16 protein-coding genes are annotated in these 21,090 nt (G+C 61.4%); 14 read left to right on the plus strand and 2 right to left on the minus strand.

Features of this window, described 5'->3' with window-relative positions:
- The coding region (locus tag ACRCSW_RS03945; protein WP_438702771.1) for a type I polyketide synthase at nt 1–1,642 on the minus strand (1,642 nt) is incomplete at its 3' end.
- Nucleotides 1,643–2,056: 414 nt separating this feature from the next.
- On the opposite strand from ACRCSW_RS03945, the gene ACRCSW_RS03950 reads away from it, so the two are divergent.
- From ACRCSW_RS03950 to ACRCSW_RS04015, 14 genes are all read left to right on the plus strand, one after another.
- Nucleotides 2,057–3,151 (plus strand): ExeA family protein, encoded by a 1,095-nt coding sequence (locus ACRCSW_RS03950; protein ID WP_438702773.1) that lies wholly within the window; start codon nt 2,057–2,059, stop codon nt 3,149–3,151.
- Nucleotides 3,148–4,707, plus strand: coding sequence for a GumC family protein (locus ACRCSW_RS03955; RefSeq protein WP_438702774.1), 1,560 nt, complete (start codon nt 3,148–3,150; stop codon nt 4,705–4,707). Before ACRCSW_RS03950 ends, ACRCSW_RS03955 begins: the two co-directional genes overlap by 4 nt.
- 6 nt (nt 4,708–4,713) lie before the next feature.
- The gene (locus tag ACRCSW_RS03960; RefSeq protein WP_438702776.1) at nt 4,714–5,520 is read left to right on the plus strand and encodes a CpsD/CapB family tyrosine-protein kinase; all 807 of its coding nucleotides are present in this window, start codon (nt 4,714–4,716) and stop codon (nt 5,518–5,520) included.
- A 137-nt stretch (nt 5,521–5,657) separates the two neighbouring features.
- On the plus strand, nt 5,658–7,253 hold the full coding sequence (locus ACRCSW_RS03965) for an ABC transporter substrate-binding protein (RefSeq protein ID WP_438702777.1): 1,596 nt from the start codon (nt 5,658–5,660) through the stop codon (nt 7,251–7,253).
- Nucleotides 7,250–8,326 carry an ABC transporter permease gene (locus ACRCSW_RS03970; protein WP_438702779.1) on the plus strand — a complete coding sequence of 359 codons (1,077 nt, stop codon included), beginning with the start codon at nt 7,250–7,252 and terminating at the stop codon, nt 8,324–8,326. Before ACRCSW_RS03965 ends, ACRCSW_RS03970 begins: the two co-directional genes overlap by 4 nt.
- A complete protein-coding gene (locus ACRCSW_RS03975) occupies nt 8,323–9,228 on the plus strand; it encodes an ABC transporter permease (protein WP_438702780.1) in 906 nt (301 codons plus the stop codon). The genes ACRCSW_RS03970 and ACRCSW_RS03975 overlap by 4 nt, the downstream gene beginning before the upstream one ends.
- Nucleotides 9,225–10,049: an ABC transporter ATP-binding protein gene (locus ACRCSW_RS03980; protein WP_438702781.1), complete on the plus strand. Its 825-nt coding sequence runs from the start codon at nt 9,225–9,227 to the stop codon at nt 10,047–10,049. Before ACRCSW_RS03975 ends, ACRCSW_RS03980 begins: the two co-directional genes overlap by 4 nt.
- Nucleotides 10,049–10,819, plus strand: a complete 771-nt coding sequence (locus ACRCSW_RS03985; protein ID WP_438702783.1) for an ABC transporter ATP-binding protein — start codon at nt 10,049–10,051, stop codon at nt 10,817–10,819. Before ACRCSW_RS03980 ends, ACRCSW_RS03985 begins: the two co-directional genes overlap by 1 nt.
- Nucleotides 10,820–11,312: 493 nt before the next feature.
- Nucleotides 11,313–13,673, plus strand: coding sequence for a protein kinase domain-containing protein (locus tag ACRCSW_RS03990; protein WP_438702785.1), 2,361 nt, complete (start codon nt 11,313–11,315; stop codon nt 13,671–13,673).
- Between the two features lie 847 nt (nt 13,674–14,520).
- Nucleotides 14,521–16,110, plus strand: coding sequence for a substrate-binding domain-containing protein (locus ACRCSW_RS03995; RefSeq protein WP_438702786.1), 1,590 nt, complete (start codon nt 14,521–14,523; stop codon nt 16,108–16,110).
- A 135-nt stretch (nt 16,111–16,245) separates the two neighbouring features.
- Nucleotides 16,246–17,223, plus strand: coding sequence for a type IV pili methyl-accepting chemotaxis transducer N-terminal domain-containing protein (locus ACRCSW_RS04000; RefSeq protein WP_438702788.1), 978 nt, complete (start codon nt 16,246–16,248; stop codon nt 17,221–17,223).
- Between the two features lie 9 nt (nt 17,224–17,232).
- Nucleotides 17,233–18,474 carry a type IV pili methyl-accepting chemotaxis transducer N-terminal domain-containing protein gene (locus ACRCSW_RS04005; RefSeq protein WP_438702789.1) on the plus strand — a complete coding sequence of 414 codons (1,242 nt, stop codon included), beginning with the start codon at nt 17,233–17,235 and terminating at the stop codon, nt 18,472–18,474.
- 251 nt (nt 18,475–18,725) lie between these two features.
- Complete coding sequence (locus tag ACRCSW_RS04010; protein ID WP_438702791.1) at nt 18,726–19,748, plus strand: type IV pili methyl-accepting chemotaxis transducer N-terminal domain-containing protein; 1,023 nt, start codon at nt 18,726–18,728, stop codon at nt 19,746–19,748.
- A gap of 51 nt (nt 19,749–19,799) precedes the next feature.
- Nucleotides 19,800–20,792, plus strand: coding sequence for a type IV pili methyl-accepting chemotaxis transducer N-terminal domain-containing protein (locus tag ACRCSW_RS04015; protein WP_438702793.1), 993 nt, complete (start codon nt 19,800–19,802; stop codon nt 20,790–20,792).
- On the opposite strand, the gene ACRCSW_RS04020 is transcribed toward ACRCSW_RS04015, so the two are convergent.
- On the minus strand, nt 20,789–21,090 hold a 302-nt coding region (locus tag ACRCSW_RS04020; protein WP_438702795.1), incomplete at its 5' end, for an integrase core domain-containing protein. The genes ACRCSW_RS04015 and ACRCSW_RS04020 overlap by 4 nt on opposite strands.

The following is a 21,090-nucleotide window of genomic DNA, read 5'->3' on the forward strand; positions in this document are numbered from 1 at the left end:
ATTGGGCACCGCCGCCGGGGAACATGAAGACCACGTCGGGGGCATCGCCCAGGCGGCGCTGGGTGAAGACGCGGCGGGGATCGCCTGCCTCGAGCATCGCGGCGGCTTCCTCGTGGCTTGCGGCCACCAGCACCCGGCGGTGTTCAAAGGCGCGGCGGCCTTCTTTCAGCGTATAGGCGACGTCAGCAAGGTTCTGATCGGGGTTCGCGCGGAGGTGCGCGGCCAGCCGGGAGGAGGCTTCACCAAGGGCCGAGGCGCTGCGGGCTGACAGAGTGATCAGCTGGAAAGGCCAGTCGGAGGGTTCCGAGGCCTGAACGGCGGGGGCTTCCTGCACGATCACGTGCGCGTTCGTGCCGCCGACACCGAGCGAGTTCACCCCAGCCCGGCGCGGGCCGTTGCGGCGGGGCCAGTCGGTCAGGCGGTCGTTCACGCGGAAGGGGCTCGACTCGAAGTCGATCGCGGGGTTCGGGGTCTCGAAGTTCAGGCTGGGGGGCATCTGCTTGTGATGCAGAGCGAGGGTGGTCTTGATCAGGCTTGCAACCCCCGCTGCGGTATCGAGATGCCCGATGTTCGTCTTGACACTGCCGATCCGGGCGAAGCCTTTAGCCTGGGTGGTGCGCCGGAACGCCTCGGTCAGGGCTGCCACTTCGATGGGGTCGCCGAGGTAGGTGCCGGTGCCGTGGCATTCGATGTAGTCGACCGTATCGGCGGGTGCCCCCGCCACAGCCAGAGCCGTCGCGACGCAGGCCGCCTGGCCTTCGACCGAAGGCGCCAGATACCCGGCCTTCGCGGCGCCGTCGTTGTTGACCGCGCTGCCTTTGATGACGGCCCAGATATGGTCGCCATCGGCCAGCGCATCGTCCAGGCGGCGGAGGAGCACGGTCCCGGCACCCGAGCCAAAAACCGTGCCTTGCGCCCGGTGGTCGAAGGCATGGCAGACGCCGTCGGGCGACAGGACCTCGCCTTCCTTGTAGATGTAGCCCCGGCCCTGTGGCAGGTCGATCGTGACGCCCCCGGCGAGCGCCATGTCGCATTCGCCGTTCAGCAGCGCCTGAATGGCGTAATGCGTGGCGACAAGCGAGGTGGAGCAGGCGGTCTGGAGCCCCAGGCTTGGCCCCTTCAGGTCGAAGACATGGCTGACCCGCGTGGACAGGAAATCCTTGTCGTTGCCGGTATGGCGCAGAAGGAACATGCCAGTGCTTTCGACCAGCGCGGGGTTCGAGCAGAGGTTGAAGTAGAAGTAGCTGCCCATACCACAGCCAGCAAAGACGCCGATCCGGCCCTTGAAGTTCTCGGGCACGTGGCCGGCGTTCTCCATCGCTTCCCAGGCGACTTCGAGGAATTGCCGGTGCTGGGGATCAAGGATCGCCGCCTCTTTGGGGGAGAAGCCGAAGAATTCGGCATCGAAGCGGTCGAAGCCTTCGAGGAGCGCTGCGTGGGGCACGTAGGCCGGGTTGCGCAGCATGGCGGGGTTTTCGCCCGACGCCAGTATTTCCTCTTCGCTCAGACGCCGGACGGCGGAACGCCCGTCGCGCAGGTTCTGCCAATAGGTCATGATGTCTGCTGCGCCCGGGAGGTGCGCGGCCATGCCGACGATCGCGATGTCGGTATCAGCGGGAAGGTCCTGCATAGCGTCTTTCATTCACTTGCCCTCGCGACACGGCCCCGTGTGCCCGTCTGCGTGGTTCTGGTGGGCAGCCGGTTTCGAACAACACGATAACCGGACCGAGCTTTTGCCGGGTCTGCTCGAACCTTGACCACAAGCACAGCTACTCTGCATCCGTCCGCAAACGATAGACCAATTGGTACCATGAACGATTCGCGTGCCGCCAAAAAATTTTCTCACGCTTTCCTACATCACTACGCCCTGAGAAGCACGAACCTTGGACAGAAAATCGTCAATTCTGCGCGAAAATGGTGGCGTAGCCCTCTGATTTCCCTACTTTGTTGCCCGCCCATCATCAGTATTCTGTAGACAGTCGCAATACCACGCGAGTTTGCTTATTAGAGGGGATGCAAGGCCCCGTTTTCCGGAGAATTGCTTTAAGGTGAGTAGATGCAGCGCAGCAGAACCCGCAAGTTGTTAACCCGGATCCTCTGGTTCGATCCTGGTGCCGTCGAAGAGGTCAAAGAGCCAGTCAAGACGCCGGAAGTCGCACCCGAGCCGGCGCCCGTCGAGAAACCCGCCGAGGCGCGATGGACGGGCGAGCGGGAGCAGGGCGTTCGCGCACCCGGAACCCGGTCGACGAGCCGGGTCCTCTCGCGCAGTCTGACCTGGGGCGAGCCGGGCCGGCGTCTGCCTGACATCTACAGCGATCATTTCGGCCTCAAGGCGCGGCCCTTCGCGTTGACGCCCGACCCGGACTTCCTCTTCTGGCCGCCTGCCCACGAAACAGCCTATGCCATGCTTGAATACGGCGTGCATACCAACGCGCCGATCACCCTGATTACGGGCGAGATCGGCACGGGGAAGACGACGCTGCTTTTGCATCTTGTCCGGTCGCTGGGGCCGGAAATCAAGGTTGGCCTCATCTCGAACCCGCATGGTTCGCGGGCCGAGCTTCTGCGGTGGGTGCTGCAGGCGCTTGAGCAGCCGGCAGAGCCTCACGAAAGCTATGTCGATCTATTTTCGAGGTTCCAGTCGTTTCTTCTGTCCGAATATGCCGAGGGGCGCAGTGTCGTCCTGATCTTTGATGAGGCGCAGAACCTGAGTGCCGAAGCGCTGGAAGAACTGCGCATGTTCATCAACATCAACTCGGGCAAGGACGAGGTTCTGCAGCTTGTGCTGATCGGCCAGCCCGAGCTCAGGGACCTTGTGTCCCGGCCGGGAATGCGGCAGTTCGTGCAGCGTGTGGCGTCGAGCTATCACCTGACGGCGATGGACCTGAGGACGGTTCGGGGGTACATTCAACATCGACTGAAGGTCGCGGGTTGCGACCAACGGGTTTTCACTCCATCGGCTATCACGATGATTTTTGACTTGACCAAAGGCGTTCCGCGTCTTGTGAACCAGATTTGCGATCTTTCCATGGTTTACGCATTTACCAAGGGCAAGCCCACGGTCACCAAGGCGACCGTCAGGCAGGTTGTGGCCGATGGCATTTTCTTCTCGGCCCAAGCCGCAAGCGATACGAATGAGAAATTGGAATGACTCTGGACCTGCGTTTCTACCTGCACATGATGCTTCGGCGGTTGCCTATCCTGTTGGCAATCGTGTTTGCCACGACGACCGCTGGTGTCTTCTATGCCATGTCTCTGCCGCCGGTCTTCCGGGCTGAGGCGAGGCTTCTGATCGAGAACGCGCAGATACCGGACGAGCTGGCGGCATCCACGGTACGCTCGACGGCCGACGAGATCCTTCTGGCGATCCAGCAGCGCATCCTGACGCGCGACAACCTGATGGACATCGCGGAACGTCACAACCTCTTTGCCCAGATGCCCGAATTGCCGCCCGACGAGAGGCTGGGGCAGGTTGCGGGTCGGGTGGCGATCTACATGCCGACGATGCAGGGCAATACGGGTGTCGTGACGGTGTCGTTTGCCGACTCGGATCCAGCACTGTCGGCCAGTGTGACGAACGAGATCGCGGAACAGGTCCTGCAATGGAACACCGAGCTTAGAACGGCGGCCTCTGGCAGCACGCTCGACTTCTTCGAGCAGGAAGTGCGGCGGCTGACGGACGAACTGGCCCAGCAGAACGCCGCGATCCTTGAGTTCGAGCAGAACAACCGCGACGCGCTGCCGGAAAGCATCGAGTATCGCCGGACCCGGCAGGCCTCGCAGCAGGAGCGCCTGTTGTTGGTTGACCGCGAACTCGCGGCCCTGCGCGACCGGCGCGAGCGCCTGGCCGAGCTTTATGACCGGACCGGTCGGCTGGTTACGTCGAGCGAGGATCGGACGCCTGAGGAAGAGCGGCTGGATCAGGTCCGCCAGGAACTGGCATCCGCGCTGGTCGTGCTTTCGCCGTCGAACCCCAGGGTTCGGGCGATGCAGATGGAGGTCGAAGCACTAGAGGAAGCCGTGGAAGAGCAGCTCGATGCCTCTGGTGGCGGGAGGCTGACGGCCTTCGAGGTCCAGATGCTTGATATTGACGGGCAGATCTCTGACCTGGCCGAGCAGAAGGCGCTGATCGAAAAGGATCTGGTGGTGCTTGACGCCACGATCGAGGCCACACCTGGCAACGCGATCCGCCTTGCCGAGCTGCAAAGCGACTATGAAACGCTGCGCGTTCAGTATGAGCAAGCCGTGTCGAGCTTGTCCGAGGCTCGCATGGGGGACCGTATCGAGATCACGGACCGTGGGCAGCGCATCACGGTGATCGAAAAGGCTGTGCCGCCCGCCCACCGGGCCGAACCCAACCGCAAGCGGATCACCATCGCGTCCTTTGGGGCAGGGGTGATCTTTTCGGGTGCGCTGGTGTTCCTGCTGGAAATCATGAACCAGAAGATCCGCCGTCCTGCCGAGCTGACGAGGGCAATTGGAACCGCCCCTTTCGGAACGGTCGGGTTCATCGATGTCAGATCGCGCGCCAGTCGCGTGTTCGCTGGGATGTGGGCGGGTCTGGCCGTCGTTCTGGTCAGCGCGTCGGTCCTCCTCCTTATGATTCACATGTATGTGGCGCCTATCGACACGCTTCTGCGCCGGGTCATGGGGCAACCCGCTACCGAGACGACCGCGGAAAACGCGGCCACCAGCATTTCTGAGTAGGCTTCCATGGAACGGATACAAACTGCGCTCGCCAAGGCCCGAGCAGCCCGAGAGCGCAAACTGGAGGCGGTGGGACAGCCCTCTTCCGCGAAGTCCGCATTGTCAGGTCATTGGCTCGATCTTGCGAAGCTTTCGCTAGATATGGGTGTGCTCGACAGCAACCGGATCATCGCCCACAACTCGACCCCGGGCTCGGCCAGTTTCGACGTCATGCGCACGAACCTTTTGCGCACGCTGCGCCTGAACGGATGGACAAGGGTCGCCGTCACTTCGCCGACCGCCGGCTGCGGGAAGTCTACCGTGACGCTCAACCTTGCGTTCAGCCTCGCCCGTCTGGCGGACATCAAGATTCTCGTGGTCGAACTGGACCTGCGGCACCCTTCCATGGTTCGGATTCTGGGTGCCCGGCCCGGCCAGAACTTTGCTGGAATGCTTAAGGGAGCGAGGCCAGACCTTTCCCAGATCCGGCGCTGGGGAAAGAACCTGGCCTTTGCCATAAGCTCGAACGCCTTTGAAAGCCCGGCGGAGCTGCTTTCCGCGTCGCGGACCGCCGACATGATCGACGAGATCGAGGCAATGCTTCGTCCCGACGTGATCCTGTTCGATATGTCGCCGATGCTGGTGAATGACGACGCGATTGCTTTTCTCGACCAGGTCGATTGTGCGCTTATGGTGGCAGCGGCCGAGGAAACGACCGCAACCGAGGTCGAGCGCTGCGGGAAGGAGCTGGCCAAGCGGACACAGGTGCTGGGCGTTGTGCTGAACAAATGCCGTTACCTGGATCGGAACGCCGGTCGGGCCTATCCGGAGTAAGGCCGCGCAATTCTGGTTGCGTAGCTAACTCATTGACACCCATCGTTTCTTGGTCGCTACTGAGCGAACGGGGGCCAGGGCTGACCGCCCCGAACACTCCGATTACAAATAAGAACAATCAACACAGGGAGTTATAGATGTTTATGCGCGCAAAGTTGCTTGCCGCTGTTGCGGCCGTTACGCTGAGTCTCGGATCGACTACCGCCACGCTGGCCGAAACCCCGGCGGATACCTTCGTTCAGGCCTGGACGATAGATGATATGATCAGCCTCGATCCGGCTGAAGTGTTCGAGTTCTCGGCCTCTGAAATCCTTGGCAACAGCTATGAGCCGCTGATCAGCTATGATCTGAACGATGTGTCCAAGATCTTCGGTGTGGTGGCCGATACCTGGACGCTTTCCGCCGATGGCAAGACGATGTCCTTCACCGTCAAGCAGGGCAAGAAGTTCGCCTCGGGCAACGATCTGACGGCCGAGGACGTGGTGTTCAGCCTGGTCAGGGCCGTGAAGCTGGACAAGTCGCCCGCCTTCATCCTCGGCCAGTTCGGCCTGACTCCGGACAATGTCGAGACGATGGTCAAGCAGACCGGCGACTATAGCTTTGATTTCACCATGGATCAGGCCTATGCGCCGACGTTCCTGCTCTACTGCCTGACCGCGACCGTCGCCATGGTGGTGGACAAGGACCTTGTCATGGCCAACGAGGTTGACGGCGACTACGGCTACAACTGGCTGAAGACCAACTATGCCGGGTCCGGCGCCTTCATCATCCGCGAATGGCGTGCCAACGAGGCGGTCGTGCTGGAGCGCAACGACAATTATGACGGCCCGAAGCCCGCCCTGGCCCGTTCCATCTACCGCCACGTCCCCGAAGCCGCGACCCAGCGGCTGCTTCTGGAAAAGGGTGACATCGACGTCGCACGCGACCTTCTGCCGGAAGAGATCGAGGCCCTGTCAACCAACCCCGACATCCGGATTGAATCGGGCGTGAAGGGCACGATCTTCTACATGGCGCTGAACCAGAAGAACGAATTCCTGGCGAAGCCCGAAGTGCGCGAGGCGATGAAGTATCTGGTGGACTATGAGGCGATTGCCGACACCATCGTCAAAGGCAAGATGGATACGCACCAGACCTTCCTGCCCTCCGGCTTCCTTGGCGCGCTGGACAGCAACCCCTACTCGCTGAACGTGGCCAAGGCGAAGGAGTTGTTGGCTGCCGCGGGTCTCCCCGATGGCTTCACCGTCACGATGGACACCCGCAACACGCCTGATGTGACCGCGATTGCCCAGGCCGTGCAGCAGACCATGGCCGAAGCCGGGATCACGCTGGAAATCATCCCCGGCGACGGCGGTCAGACGCTGGAGAAATACCGCGCGCGGACGCATGACATCTACATCGGCAACTGGGGGCCGGACTATCAGGACCCCCACACCAACGCGACCTTCGCGCGCAACCCCGACAACAGCGACACGGCAGAGGCGAAGCCGCTGGCCTGGCGTAACTCCTGGGAAATCCCGGAAATGACCGCCAAGGCCGACGCTGCCGTGCTGGAAACCGATGCCGAAAAGCGCGCGGCGATGTACCGCGAGCTGCAGGAAGAGCATCAGAAGACCTCGCCGTTCATCATCATGTTCCAGGAGTCGGACGTGTTCGCCTTCCGCTCGAACGTGAAGGGCTACATCATCGGCCCGTCGTTCAACGACAACTCGTTCCGGGGTGTCACCAAGGAATGACCGACATCGGGTCAAACCCGGCGGAGGGGCGCGGAAGCGCCCTTCCTGCGTTTATCTGGAAGGCCTTCAAGCTTCTCTTGACCGTGGCCGTGACCTTCCTTGGCCTTCTGCTGGTCACCTTCCTCATCAGCCATGTGATCTCGGTCGACCCGGTTCTGGCCGTGGTGGGGGACCGGGCCAGCAAGGCGACCTATGACAAGATGTTCATCGAGATGGGCCTCGACCGCCCGCTTTACGAGCAGTTCTGGATCTATATCCAGAAAGTCCTGTCGGGGGATTTCGGCAATTCGTTCCTCACGAAAAAGCCAGTGATCGAGGACCTCGCCCGCGCCTTCCCGGCGACGGTGGAGCTGGCGACGCTGGCGATCATCATCGGCACACTCTTTGGCATTCCCTTGGGGATCATCTCGGCGGTCAAGGCGGGCAAGCCCATCGACCAGTTCGTCCGCATCATCGGCCTGATCGGTTATTCCGCCCCGATCTTCTGGCTGGGCCTGCTGGGCCTTCTGGTCTTCTACGCCAATCTGGGCTGGATTTCCGGGCCGGGGCGCATTGATATTGCTTATGAATACTCGATCTCGCCTGGCACCGGCATGCTTCTCGTCGACAGCGCCCTGCAGGGCCAGTGGGAGGCGTTCCGCAACGCGTTCTCTCACATCATCCTGCCCGCCTCGCTGCTGGGCTACAACGCGATGGCCTACATCGCCCGGATGACCCGCAGCTTCATGCTGACAGAGCTTGCGCAGGAATATGTAACCACCGCGCGGGTCAAGGGCGTGCCGGAATGGCGGATCATCTGGGTCCATGCGCTGCGCAACGCAGCCGTGCCGCTGGTCACGGTAATCGCCTTTTCCTATGGCAGTCTGCTTGAAGGTTCGGTGCTGACCGAGACGGTGTTCGCCTGGCCGGGCCTCGGGCTTTACCTGACCAACAGCCTGCAGGTGGCCGACATGAATGCCGTTCTTGGCGGCACGTTGGTGATCGGAGCGATTTTCGTCGGGCTGAACCTGCTGTCGGATCTTCTCTACAACCTTCTCGACCCCCGGGTCCGCCGTCGCGGGGGCAAGTCATGACCCGCCGCGAGTGGCTTTTGTCCGATGCGCCCACGTCGCGGAGCCAGGCCCGCTGGGGGCAAAGCTACCGCACCTGGCTGGCGCTGAAATCGAACCGGCTGGCGATGGTGGGCCTGTGGATCGTGATCGTCCTGATCCTGCTTGCCATCTTCGCACCCGTGCTTGCGCCATATAGCCCGGTAGAGGGCATCGGCGGCCTGCGCGGCGCAAGGCTGGAGCCGCCGTCCTGGGCGCATCCGTTTGGGACCGACGATCTGTCGCGCGATATCCTTAGCCGGGTGATCCACGGCGCGCGCATCACGCTGCTGGTCGTCCTTCTGGTGGCAGTGATCGCCACGCCCATCGGCCTCGCGGTGGGCACGGCGTCGGGGTATTTCGGCGGCTGGGTCGATGTGGTGCTGATGCGGATCACCGACATCTTCATGGCCTTCCCCCGCCTGATTCTGGCGCTGGCCTTTGCCTCGGCCCTCGGCCCCGGCATCGAGAACGCCATCATCGCCATCGCCATCACCGCCTGGCCGCCCTATGCGAGACTGGCTAGGGCCGAGACGCTAACCATCCGCGACACCGACTACATCAATGCCATCCGGCTTCAGGGCGCCTCATCGCTGCGCATCCTCTGGGGCCATGTGACGCCCTTGTGCCTGTCATCCGCTGTCGTGCGGGTGACGCTGGACATGGCGGGGATCATCCTGATCGCAGCCGGTTTGGGCTTCCTCGGCCTCGGCGCGCAACCGCCGCAGCCGGAATGGGGGGCGATGATCGCGGGCGGCAGGCGGTTCATCATCGACCAGTGGTGGGTCGCCACCATGCCCGGCCTTGCGATCTTCATCGTGGCGCTTGGCTTCAACCTTCTGGGCGACGGCCTGCGCGACGTCCTTGACCCGAAGGCGCGCAAATGACCCTTCTTCACGTCGAAGACCTGCGCGTTACCTTCCCCACGCGGCAAGGCCCCTCCGAGGTGGTGCGCGGCGTCACCTTCGCCCTGGGCCGCGAACGCCTTGGGATCGTCGGCGAAAGCGGGTCGGGTAAGTCGCAGACGGGGCGAGCGCTTCTGGGCCTGACCCCACCCCCCGGCATCGCCACCGCCAAACGGCTGGAGTTCGACGGCATCGACCTGCGCCACGCCACCCCCGCACGCTGGCGCGAGTTGCGCGGAATCCGGATGTCGATGATCATGCAGGATCCCAAGTTCTCGCTGAACCCGGTGATGAAGATCGGCCGCCAGCTGATGGAGGCCGCCCGCCGCACAGCTGGCCGGGCCGAGGCGCGCGATCAGGCAATGGCGATGCTTGAGGCGGTGCAAATCCGTGACCCCGAGCGCGTCTTCCGCGCCTACCCGCATGAGCTGTCAGGCGGCATGGGACAGAGGGCAATGATCGCGATGATGCTGATCACCGAACCTGACCTTCTGATCGCGGACGAGCCCACCTCGGCTCTCGATGTGACGGTACAGATCGAGGTTCTGCGCATCCTTGACCGGCTGGTGACCGACCGCGGCATGGGCCTGATCTTCATCAGCCACGACCTGCGGCTGGTCAGCAGCTTTTGCGACCGGGTGCTGGTGATGTATGCGGGCCGGGTGGTCGAGGAACTGGCCTCCGCTGACCTTGCCCGCGCCCAGCACCCCTACACGCAGGGCCTGTTCAAGTGCCTGCCTCAGGTGACCGGCAGCGCCCGCCCGCTGCCGACCCTGCAGCGCGATGCGGAATGGGCGCGCTGATGGGGCTCTTGGACATCGAAAACCTTGAGGTGACCTTTGGCGCGGCGGGCAACCGGGTCAGGGCGGTGCGCGGGGTGTCGCTGTCGGTGACCAAGGGCGAAAGCTACGGCATCGTCGGCGAAAGCGGATCGGGCAAGTCGACAATCCTGCGGGCGATCTGCGGTCTCGCCCCGATCAGCGGCGGTCAGGTCCGCCTTGACGGCACGCCCCTCCGCCATCCGCGCGAGCCCGCGTTCTATCGCCGCATCCAGATGGTGTTTCAGGACCCCTATGCGTCCTTGCACCCCCGCCATACGGTGGACCGGGTGCTGTCGGAACCCCTTGCGATCCATGGCTTTTCCGACGCCGAAACCCGCATCGAACAGGCGCTGAAGGACGTGGGCCTTGGTCACGGCTTCCGCTTCCGCTATCCCCATCAGCTGTCCGGCGGCCAGCGTCAGCGCGTCGCCATCGCCCGCGCGCTGATCCTGGAACCGCAGGTGCTGCTACTTGACGAACCCACCTCCGCGCTCGACGCCTCGATCCAGGCCGAGGTGCTGAACCTTCTCGACCGCCTGCGCGCCGAACGCGGGCTGACCTTCGTGCTGGTCAGCCACGATCTGGCCGTCGTGTCGCACATGTGCGACCGGCTTCTCGTCATGCAGCACGGCATGGCTGTCGAGGAGCTGACGCGCGAAAACCTGCAATCCCGAGCCGCTACCCAAAGCTATACGCGCGCGCTTCTGACGGCTTCCGAAGGGTACCTGCCGCAAGCTTCCAAGGCGTCATGACGCCGCCCAGCCGACCTTAGAAGAGCGCAACCGGGTCCTGCCACAGCCACTTGAAGGAATGTCGATCCGACCAAACCGGCGGCTCGAAGAACAGACTTCGCGACATCGCCTCTCCGACCTCATGGCTCTCTGGCAGGTTACGTGGCCCGGACTGCCTGCTGGTCTGCTGCTGAATGAAAAGGTGGCAAATCGCCTTTCAAATCAGCCATGCGACAATTTGCATGTCTGAAAAAGAACACATTCTATGCAACTTAAGGTTGTATGTATTTTGGCCCGGATTCGACCAGTTACCCGAGAGTTGTTCACCAAACGGCGATAATCCCAAGAAAAACCCTCGGAGACCGAAGCGCCCACAACCTTGGATTGCGCGTTCGCCGCACTCACCTGTTGCCCCAAATTGATCTGGTGTTCATACTTTAGGCTACTTTAGAAGCAATAACGCAGCATAAGTGATTCTGTCTTTCGGTGCGGCAGCGTATGGAGTGTGTTCGGAATGTTGCCAATAGCGCTAAAATCGGACAAGAACGGCGACGGTATTGACGGCGATGAGTTGAAGCCAGGCACTTCTCTGTTGCAGGGCCAGTACACTATTGAAGAGTTTCTGAACAGCGGCGGCTTTGGCATCACCTATCTTGCCCGCGACTCGCTCAATCGACGCGTCGTGATCAAGGAATGCTTCCACGGGTCGTTCTGCCGCAGGTCCAAGACGTCGGTCGGCGCGCGGTCACGGTCGCATCAGGGTGAGTTCCGCTCGCTTGTCGGGCTGTTCGTGCGCGAGGCTTTCAGCCTGTCGAAGCTCAAGCACCCCAACATCGTGGGCGTGCACCAGGTGTTCGAAGACAACAACACCGCATACATGGCGCTGGACTACATTGAGGGTGGCGACCTTTTTGAGATGCTGGAGGATGGCGCGGAGAAGCTGTCTGCTGACCAGATCATGGGGATGCTCAAGAAGCTGCTTGGTGCGCTTAGCTACCTCCACTCCCAAGGCGTTCTGCATCGTGACATCTCGCCCGACAACATCCTGTTGAACAAGGCTACCGGCGAGCCGGTTCTGATCGACTTCGGCGCCGCGAAAGAAGAGGTCGCAACTGCAGGACGGGCTCTGTCGGCACTGCGGGTCGTCAAGGACGGCTACTCGCCGCAAGAGTTCTACATCAACGGCAGCGAACAGAGCCCGTCGAGCGATCTTTTCTCGCTTGGGGCCACGTTTTATCATCTGATATCCGGCGAGACGGCCCCGAACGCGCAGGCCAGGCTTTCGGCCGTCGCCATGCGCGAACCGGATCCTTACGTACCGCTTGACGGCAGAATTGAGGGCTATCCGCCGGTCTTCCTGCGCGCGATCGACCAGGCGATGAGCATGTTTCCAAAGGACCGAATTCCTTCGGCGCAAGCCTGGCTGGAGATGCTGGATCCCCCCGCGGCTCCAAGGCCGGCATCAAGGCCGCTTGGCCAAACTGCCACGCCCCGGACAAAGACGCTGACTGAGACACAGACGCCGGCCGTTAAGCCGCGCGGTTCACAGACTGTGCTCGTCGCCGCATTTGCGGTTGTGGTAATGATCGCCGTGGGCACGCTTTGGACCGGAGGCCAATCAATTGTAAGGGACGATGCGGTCCCGGAAGTGCCGGAGACTGTGACGGCCAGTGCTGGTTCTGCTCCGTCGATCCCGAAAACGACAGTCGCCAGCGGCGAAGCGGTCTCGGAAGTAGCGGAAACGGCAACTGCGATTGTGGCATCCGACCCGTCGGTTCCCAAAACACCGGCGATCAGCGGCGATGCCGCGGAAGAAACGGAGGTTGCGTCCGTCACGCCCGACGCCGCGCCTGTTGAGCCTGTCGTCGCGGCCGAACCTGTCGAGGAACCTGTGGCGGAAACCGGCGTGGTCGAGCCGACCCCCAATCCAGCCGCTGACGCCAGTCCCTCAGCCACCGCCGATGCTGATCCCTCAGCCACCGCCGATGCCGGTCCCTCAGCCACCGCCGATGCCGGTCCCACGGCCACCGCCGATCCAGGTCCCGCGGCCACCGCCGATGCTGATCCTACGGCCACCGCTGATGCCGGTCCCGTTGCGCCTGCCGATACCGGTGTCGTGGAGACTGCGGCCAGTACGACCGCCGAGCCGGCGGTTGAGCCTGTCCCCGCGCCGGTCGCCGAAAGCACCGCTTCGTTGGAGTCGGCGGACGAGCCTGCGGAAGCGCCGGCGCCTTCGCCCGCCTCCGAAGTAACGGCGGTAGTCGAAGAGGCCCCTGAGGTTGGGACCGATCCGATTTCACCGGAAGCCGCGGCAGGTCTGTCGATTGCGCCTGCGGTTCGCGTGCCGTTCCTGGCCGATGGGGAGAATGCTGCGCTTGTCGGTACAGTGCTTCCGGGCGCGCCGTCATGGATGCAACCGGGCCAGAGAATTGTCGAAGTCAATGGTGCGCCCGTGCGCGGCGACTCGGACATGGGCGCGCTGATTGCGGACGGCAAGGACTTGTCGGCAACGACTGAAGTGCAGGCCATCTTCGGGGTCGAGGCTTTCCCCGGTGCAGATATCATCCGGAAGACCGAAATGCTCCCGGTCGTCGAGCGGGTCGCACTGAAGAACGGGATGACCTTCGATATCGTTCCCTCGGCCGCTGGTCCCGTGGTTTCGGTTGCCGAGATTCCCGAAGCCATCGAAACCGACCTGCAGGTCGGCGACGTTCTGGTCGCTTATGCGACAACCCAAGAGCGGCTGGACGCAGAGAAGACCTTGGCCAGTATCCTGACACGGGAGCTTGGAAACGGCGTCAGGACCTTCAGCTTTGCGGTCGACCGCAATGGCAGCCTTTTCGTCGCTTTCTTCACACTGACCGAAGGGCAGTGATCCGATGCTACCCAAGGATCAAGCAAAGGGATTGATTGAGGACGGTTCGGGGTTGGCATGACGTGGCGTCTCCTCCCTCCGCACGATGATGTTGGAAGCAAGCAGTTCGCGACGAATATGTGTTGCCTGCTTAAGTCGCATCACACGGATGTAAAGACGCTTGCGCCAGGAAGCCTGTGAAGGGCAGCTGACTTGTCGGGCGAGTTGCGGCCCAACCTTTGATTGCGGAAAATGGCAGTCTGATGCGAAATCAGCCCTCCGAGCCATCCAATGTAACAGATGAAAGTCGACGACCTGCTGGTAAAGAAGAGCGTAAAGTATGCGGAGATCTGAATTGGCTTCATGCCATTCCGCAGCAGACCGAAGAAGTGCTCGCCCGACGCATGGTGAGGAATGATTTGGCAGAGCTGAGCGATAGCATTGACCAAATGGAAAGCCACGAGAGGCGGCCGATGCTGCTGTACGTCGCTGAGCATGGTCGGGGCAAAACAAGGGCCGAGTGCGCATGCGCAGGCGAGTTCTGGCGGACAAGTATCTGGAATCCATTAGAGTCTTGGCCTGACCGCAGCTTTGGCAGATTGCATTCAAGCAGCGCCGGAAGCAATCGGCGGCCATGGCACCAAGCGGCTTGGACACCTCAAAGCGCCATCATGCTGAATTGTTTTCCAAAAGCGCGACAATCATCCCAATTAGACCGCAATTCAGCCCAAGATTCCACATGAAATCAGAGCTTGATCAGCACTGGAAGTGGCAGGCTGTCCTTGATTCGGGTGCAGCGACAAGTGTCACGGGCGCAGGGAAATCGTTGCGCAGATGTCGGTTTGTTTAATTTCTGGGAGACAGTAACATGAGGAATGTCTTGAACTATACAGGTGGTGTCGCGCTTCGCGCCATTGGGGTCGCGGCGATGGTCCTTATGCCAAGCATTGCGTTCTCCGAGGAGGTCACACTGAAGTCGGCCGACGGCACTGTGAACCTTGTTGGCGAGTTCGTCGAGTTCAACGATGACAACTATGTCATTCGCACCGCGCTTGGCGAACTTCGTATCGCCGCCAGCCGGGTGCGTTGCGAAGGCGCAAGTTGCCCGGTATTCGAGACGGCGACCGCAAATGTGCGCATCGCGGGCTCTGACACGGTGGGTCTTGGCCTGATGCCGCTTCTGATGAGCGGATATGCCGGTTACCTGAATGCCGAAGCCACGATCACCAACACCCAGGTCGAAAACCAGATCCTCGCGTCCTTCATAGGCGATGCGGGCTTCGGCGACGATCTCGGTTCGATCCTGGTGACCGCGACGCGGTCGGGTGATGCCTTCAAGACGCTCTTGGACGGCAGCGCGCAGATCGGCATGTCCTCGCGCAGGATCACTCCTGAAGAAGCGCGTGCCCTGCGCGATGCGCAGAAGGGCAACATGGTCAGCATCGGCCAGGAACACATCATCGCGGTCGACAGCCTTGTGCTGATCGTGAACCCGGCCAACAAGATGGAGCAGATCTCGATCCAGGACCTGCAGCGCATCTATTCCGGCGAAGTCACCAACTGGTCGCAACTGGGTGGTGAGGATCTGCCGATCACAGTGATTACGCGGGCCGAAGGCTCGGGCACCCTGGCCGTCTTCAACGACCGCATCTTCGGCGAAAACGCGCCCGCGGCCAACCCAGCGTTCAAGGTCGTCGACGACAACAACGAAGTCGCAAGCCTTGTAAACGAAACGCCCGGCGCCATCGGTTATGTCGGCTACGCCTTCCAGCGCGGCGCCAAGCCTCTGGTCCTGATCAACGAATGCGGCATTCCGGCCGAGCCGGACCCGTTCTCGGCGAAGACCGAAGAATACGCCCTTCAGCGCCGCCTCTATCTCTACACGACCGCGGATGCCGACGAAGCGACCAAGAAGTTCGTCGAGTTCACGCAGAACGAGGCGTCGGACGCGGTGGTCGCCAAGGCAGGTTTCATCGACCTCGGCATCAAGGAACGTGAACAGTCGATGGAAAGCCCGCGTGCAAAGGCGCTGCTGACGGCAGATGTCGATGATTTCGAGGGCAACGTCATCCGGGAAATGCTGGGCGTGATGAGCGAGTTTGACCGTCTGTCAACCACGTTCCGCTTCCGTCTGGGATCGACGTCGCTTGACGAACGCGGCATTGCCGACATGAAGCGGCTTGTCGACTATCTGGCGGGCTCGCCCGAGGGCACCAAGGTCACCATGGTCGGCTTCACCGATGATATTGGCGCCTTCGAGTCGAACCTGGCGCTTAGCCGGGAACGGGCGCGCCAGGTCGTGGACGAGGTCAAGGCAGCGGGCGGCGAGACACTTGCCGGGATCGAGTTCGATGCTCTGGGCTACGGTGTCATCGCGCCGTCGGCCTGCAACAGCTCGGAAGCTGGCCGCGCCATCAACCGCCGGGTTGAAGTGTGGATCAGCCGTCCGCAAGGCTGACCGGGGCCTGGCGCGGTCGGCCATTCCTGCCGCGCCGTCCCTCAGAAGTTTAAATCGGGCCGGACCTTCGGGTCCGGCAGCACCTTAACATCGGGCGCCCAATCGCGTTTTCCCGCAACAGAAAGGCATGCAGTCATGATCGGTCGCGGCGATTCTTCCGCATTCAGCTTTGGCAAAGCCGCTCTGGCAGCCATGACGATCGAAAGCACGGCGTCTTCGCCGACCTTTGCGCAGGAAGCCTTGCTGATCCAGGAAAGCGCGCAGCTTGGCGAAGCGACGCTGATTCCGGCAAAGCTTGACATCGTGGACGTGGGCGCGGTGGAGCGTATCGACTATGCAAGCCGGCTCAGCCTTCTCAGCCAACAGATTGCCGCCAACGCCTGCTACCTCGCCGCCGGCATCGATGCCGATCTTGCAAAAGAGCTGCTGATCAAGGAACTCGCGGAGTTTGACCAGTACATCGCCGCTTTGCGGAACGGCGACCCCTCGCTTGGGATCATCGGGGCTGAAGAGCGGTCAAAGACCCTTAAGCACATCGACGAAGTCGAGGCGGTCTGGAAGCCCTTCAAGGCGGCTGCCGAAGCGATAATCGCGGGTCAGGATATCGAAAAGAACGTGGCCCTGATCAGCTCGACCAACATGACCCTGCTGGAGCGTACCGCAATCCTTGTAACGGATATGAACGCGGAATACGCGAACCCCGCCGAGCTGACGCAGGCCAATGCTATGGTGATCGAAATTGCCAGCCGTCAGACCATGCTGATCCAGCGCATTTCCAAGGATCTTTGCGGCATCGAGACGGGCAATCCGACTCTCGGGACCAAGGAAGATCTGAAGAAGACTGTTGAGTTGTTCGAGGTATCGCTGACGGCATTGCTGAACGGGATGCCCGAAGCTGGGGTCATGGTGCCGCCGACGCCCGAGATTTTGGCCAGCCTTCAGGCCGTGTCGGCAGAATGGACACCAATCAGGGAACGATTGCTGTCCGTCGAAGCGATGGAGGTGATCCCCGACGAAGAACGGGTGAAGCTTTTCGAGGACCTGGATCACGTCGGTCAGACGATGCAGGCAGTTGTGGACAAGTACCGCACCTTTGCCAAACAGCATCTGTGAAATGATCTGGTGACCACCATCACCCGAAGCTTGATCGTCCCAGGAGACAGAGAATTGCGGGCCATAAGCGATCGAATCCTTGCTGCACGCGTCGGCGCTTGGCTTCTGGCCGCGATTTTTCGCGAGTCCAGCATACAGCGGCTGCTGGCCGCCGGATTAGGTCGCCTGAAATGCCTGCCGACAGAAGGCGTGGCCACCCCCCCGCCGGGCAGCCACTTGCCCCCCAAAGTTCCTACACCTTCACCAGTTTCGACAGAAACTCAAATGCGAACACATGTGTTCAGTGCCTCATGCTTCAAAAGGTTTGCCGAAATGACCCATAAGTCTTGTTCAACCATCGTCGTCGGCAAAGCCGCTCTGGCAGTTGCGTTGTCGTGTGGATGCCTAGCTCTTCCGCTGGCCGCCCAGGAAGCCGCAGAGGCTCCGGCAAAGAGCGCCATAGAAGACGTCGGTGCCTCGGCCCGCGTCGAAATCTCGGGCGAGTTGCGTGTTCTTACCCAGGAGCTTGCCACGAACGCATGCTTCTATCTCGCCGGAGTGAGTGTCGAGGACACCAAGGCCGACCTGATCGAGTCGATTGAGGAATTTGATGAGATTGTCGAAGCGCTGCGCAACGGCGACGAAGAAATGGGCGTCATCGGCCCGGAACCGCAAGCTAAAACGCTTAGGCTTCTTGATGAGATCGAGGCGCTGTGGGGGCCATACAGAGCTGCGGCCGAGGGGGCTGTCTCCGGAGACAACGTCGAACAGAATTCCGTCTATCTGGCCGAACACAACCAAGCCTTGCTGGAGACGGCCATCGTTCTGGCTTCGGCGGTAAACGCTGAATACGCAAACCCGGCAGAGCTGACTCAAGCGAATGCGATGGTGATCGACATCTCTGGACGGCAAGCGATGCTGACCGAGAAGATGCTGAAAGAAGTCTGCGGGGTCGACACCGGAAACGCCGCTTACGGAACGCCAGAGGGTTTGCGGGAAACGATTGCCCTGTTTGACGTGTCGCTGAACGCCCTGGCCACCGGCATGCCGGAAGTGGGCGTGATCGAACCTCCCACGTCGGAAATCTCGGATGCACTGCAGGCCGCCTTGGCGGATTGGGCCCCTCTAAAGGCCATGATTCAGGAAGTCGCTGACAAAGCCGCCCCTCCCCAGGACGAAGAGAGCGAGCTTTTTTCGGACGTAGAGGAGCTGCAGGAGATGATGGAGGAGACGACCGAGCAATATCGTGAATTCGCCGCTCTTAAGAAGTGACGATGTGCCAATCACGCAGATCAGGGCCTGTCCCATGCTGGATACAAGTGGCGAACAGCTTCCTGCAGAGGCCCGCGCGGTTCCGCGTGAACGGCTCGATTTGCTAAGTGACACAATCATGGGAAGCGCGTCCCTCGACCGAGAAAACACTAGAAAGCAGTACCTCACCGGATAACCGTCTGCCCAACGTTGTTCGTGCAAAGACGCCCGCCGCCTCAAACACGTAAGCCCGCCACAAAGGAGTTACTAAGTTGTTCACCAAACCCAAAAGACCCCTCGGCAAGGCAGCTTGCATTCTGGCGCTTGCCGCAGTGGTCGGCGGGGCGTCGCCTCTGCCGCTGACCGCACAGATTGTCGGAAGTGACGGACTCGGCGTGCTGTCGGCGCAGCCCCTGCGCGCCGATATGCTCCGTAATGACTGGGCACCGTTACAGGCGGATCTTGTCATCAAGGCTGAGCTCGCCATTGAGGACGTCGGCGCCTCTGCCCGCGTCGACTACTCAGGGCGTCTCAGGATGTTTAGCCAGAAGATCGCTGGCAAAGCCTGCCAGTTCGCAACGCACCAGGACGCTCAGCACAAAGAGATCCTGATCGACGCGATCGCGCAGTACGAAAAGTTCATCATCGCCCTTCGTGACGGCGATGAATCGATCGGTATCTTCGGTCCCGAACCTCGCGCTAAGACGCTCAGGGACATTGAGGCGCTCCTGGTGATCTGGAAGCCATACCGCGCGGCGGCGGAAGCGGTCGCCGAGGGCCAGGATATCGAGAAGAACCTCGACTATCTTGCTGAAAACAATGAAATTCTGTTGAAGGCTGCCAGCGATCTCGCCTCAGATATCAATGCGGAATACGCCAACCCGGCCGAGATGACCCAAGCAAATGCAATGGTAATCGACATCGCCGGACGGCAGAGGATGCTGACACAGAAGATGGGGAAAGAAGCCTGCGGTGTTGAGACTGCCCATCCGGCTTTCGGCACCGTTGAAGACTTGCGCGCTACGGCCGCTCTCTTTGATGTGTCTCTGAACGCCTTGATTACCGGCATGCCAGAGGCTGGGGTCATGCCGCCGCCGACGCCCAAGATTGCCGCTGATCTACAGACGATCAAAGAGGAATGGGACGGTATAAAGGTCGATATCGAGGCTTTCGCGGTCGCCGGCAAAGGACCCGACGGGTCAGAGACCGATCTTTACGACCGCCTCGAAGTCTTGCGCGAACACATGAAGCTTATCGTCGAGGATTATCGCGACTTTGCCGCACTCAAGATCTGACATGCAGCACCGCGCCGTCGAACAGAACCGTACCTTAGGAGACAACTTTTTATGAACATGCCCAACCGTCTTGCGGCCCTTTCAGCGCTTGCCATTGTAGCCGCCTTTGCGGTCCAGACCTCCGCCTCGGCTCAAGCTATACGTTCCAGCGGTGCGGGCCAGCATACGACATCGCGGCCGACTGGCGACGAGTACGCGGGACTAGTCCAGCTGACCGAAGGAAATCGCTTCCTCGAGGACGTTGGGGGAAGCGCGCGCATCGCCCTGGCGGGCAAGCTGCGGATGCTGAGCCAGCGGATCGCATCCTCTGCCTGTCATTACGCGGCGGACGTGGCGACCGACAAGTCGCTTGATACGTTGCTGAAGGCGAAGGCCGAGTACAACAGCATCCTGACCGCGCTGACTGACGGCGATGAAAGCCTTGGAATCATCGGCGCCGAAAGCCAGCGTCGCACGCTTGAGGCGATCCAGGCTGTCAGAGACCAGTGGACGCCCTATGAGGCCGCGCTGGACGCGATCGTCGCGGGCACGGACGTTGAGGCAAACTTTGCGCATGTGGCCCAAAGCAACCTGGCGCTGCTCAACTTGGCGAACGTGCTGACAAGCGAAGTGTCTGCCGAATACTCGAACCCGGCGGAAATGACACAGGCGCAGGCGCTGGCGGTCGACATCTCGGCCCGCCAGCGCATGCTCTCGCAAAGGATCGCAAAAGAGGCCTGTGGCGTGGTTATTGGCAATGCAGACCTTGGCACGGCCGAGCAGCTGGCCAAGACCATGGGCCTGTACGAAACCTCGCTGAACGCGCTGCTGAACGGGATGCCCGAGGCGGGGATTGAACCGCCGCCGAACGACGAGCTGCGCGAGAAGCTTGCCGCGGCCGCTGCGGACTGGGGGCAGACCAAAGCCTTGCTTCAGGCGGTGATTGGAGAAGGGCAAGCAAGCAAAGAGGGGCTGGGGCAGGTCTACCTTCTGATGGATGAAGAGTTGGCCCGAATGATCGACATCGCCAAACAGTATGCCGAAAGTGCGAAGCCGAAGATCTAGGAGTTCATTCCCGGCATTTGATGGGTTGGTTCGAGTGTGGATCTTTCCGGCTGTGAAGCCCAGCCTTTGACGATGAACCGGTAGGGGGTCAGGCCGCGAAGGGTCTTCAAGCGCCGTGCGAAGTTGCAGGCGTCGATGAAGTCCGCGAGATGGCGGCGAAGCTGATCGTGGTCGTCGCAGTGGAAGCGCTTGACCGTTGCGTCCTTGATTGTGCGGTTCATGCGCTTGACCTGGCCGTTGGTCCAGGGATGCTTGATCCTGGTCAGTCGGTGCTCGATGCCGTTCTCCCGGCAACGCA

This window comes from Tabrizicola sp. (assembly GCF_051645465.1).
Taxonomy (GTDB): Bacteria; Pseudomonadota; Alphaproteobacteria; order Rhodobacterales; family Rhodobacteraceae; genus Tabrizicola.

Excerpts from the sequence above, each read along its gene's own strand:
- ACRCSW_RS03970 (WP_438702779.1), top strand. The coding sequence starts at position 7,250 with ATGACCGACATCGGGTCAAACCCGGCGGAGGGGCGCGGAAGCGCCCTT.
- ACRCSW_RS03990 (WP_438702785.1), top strand. The coding sequence starts at position 11,313 with ATGTTGCCAATAGCGCTAAAATCGGACAAGAACGGCGACGGTATTGAC.
- ACRCSW_RS03950 (WP_438702773.1), top strand. The coding sequence starts at position 2,057 with ATGCAGCGCAGCAGAACCCGCAAGTTGTTAACCCGGATCCTCTGGTTC.
- ACRCSW_RS03965 (WP_438702777.1), top strand. The coding sequence starts at position 5,658 with ATGTTTATGCGCGCAAAGTTGCTTGCCGCTGTTGCGGCCGTTACGCTG.
- ACRCSW_RS04015 (WP_438702793.1), top strand. The coding sequence starts at position 19,800 with ATGAACATGCCCAACCGTCTTGCGGCCCTTTCAGCGCTTGCCATTGTA.
- ACRCSW_RS03975 (WP_438702780.1), top strand. The coding sequence starts at position 8,323 with ATGACCCGCCGCGAGTGGCTTTTGTCCGATGCGCCCACGTCGCGGAGC.
- ACRCSW_RS03955 (WP_438702774.1), top strand. The coding sequence starts at position 3,148 with ATGACTCTGGACCTGCGTTTCTACCTGCACATGATGCTTCGGCGGTTG.
- ACRCSW_RS03980 (WP_438702781.1), top strand. The coding sequence starts at position 9,225 with ATGACCCTTCTTCACGTCGAAGACCTGCGCGTTACCTTCCCCACGCGG.
- ACRCSW_RS03985 (WP_438702783.1), top strand. The coding sequence starts at position 10,049 with ATGGGGCTCTTGGACATCGAAAACCTTGAGGTGACCTTTGGCGCGGCG.
- ACRCSW_RS04000 (WP_438702788.1), top strand. The coding sequence starts at position 16,246 with ATGATCGGTCGCGGCGATTCTTCCGCATTCAGCTTTGGCAAAGCCGCT.
- ACRCSW_RS03960 (WP_438702776.1), top strand. The coding sequence starts at position 4,714 with ATGGAACGGATACAAACTGCGCTCGCCAAGGCCCGAGCAGCCCGAGAG.
- ACRCSW_RS03995 (WP_438702786.1), top strand. The coding sequence starts at position 14,521 with ATGAGGAATGTCTTGAACTATACAGGTGGTGTCGCGCTTCGCGCCATT.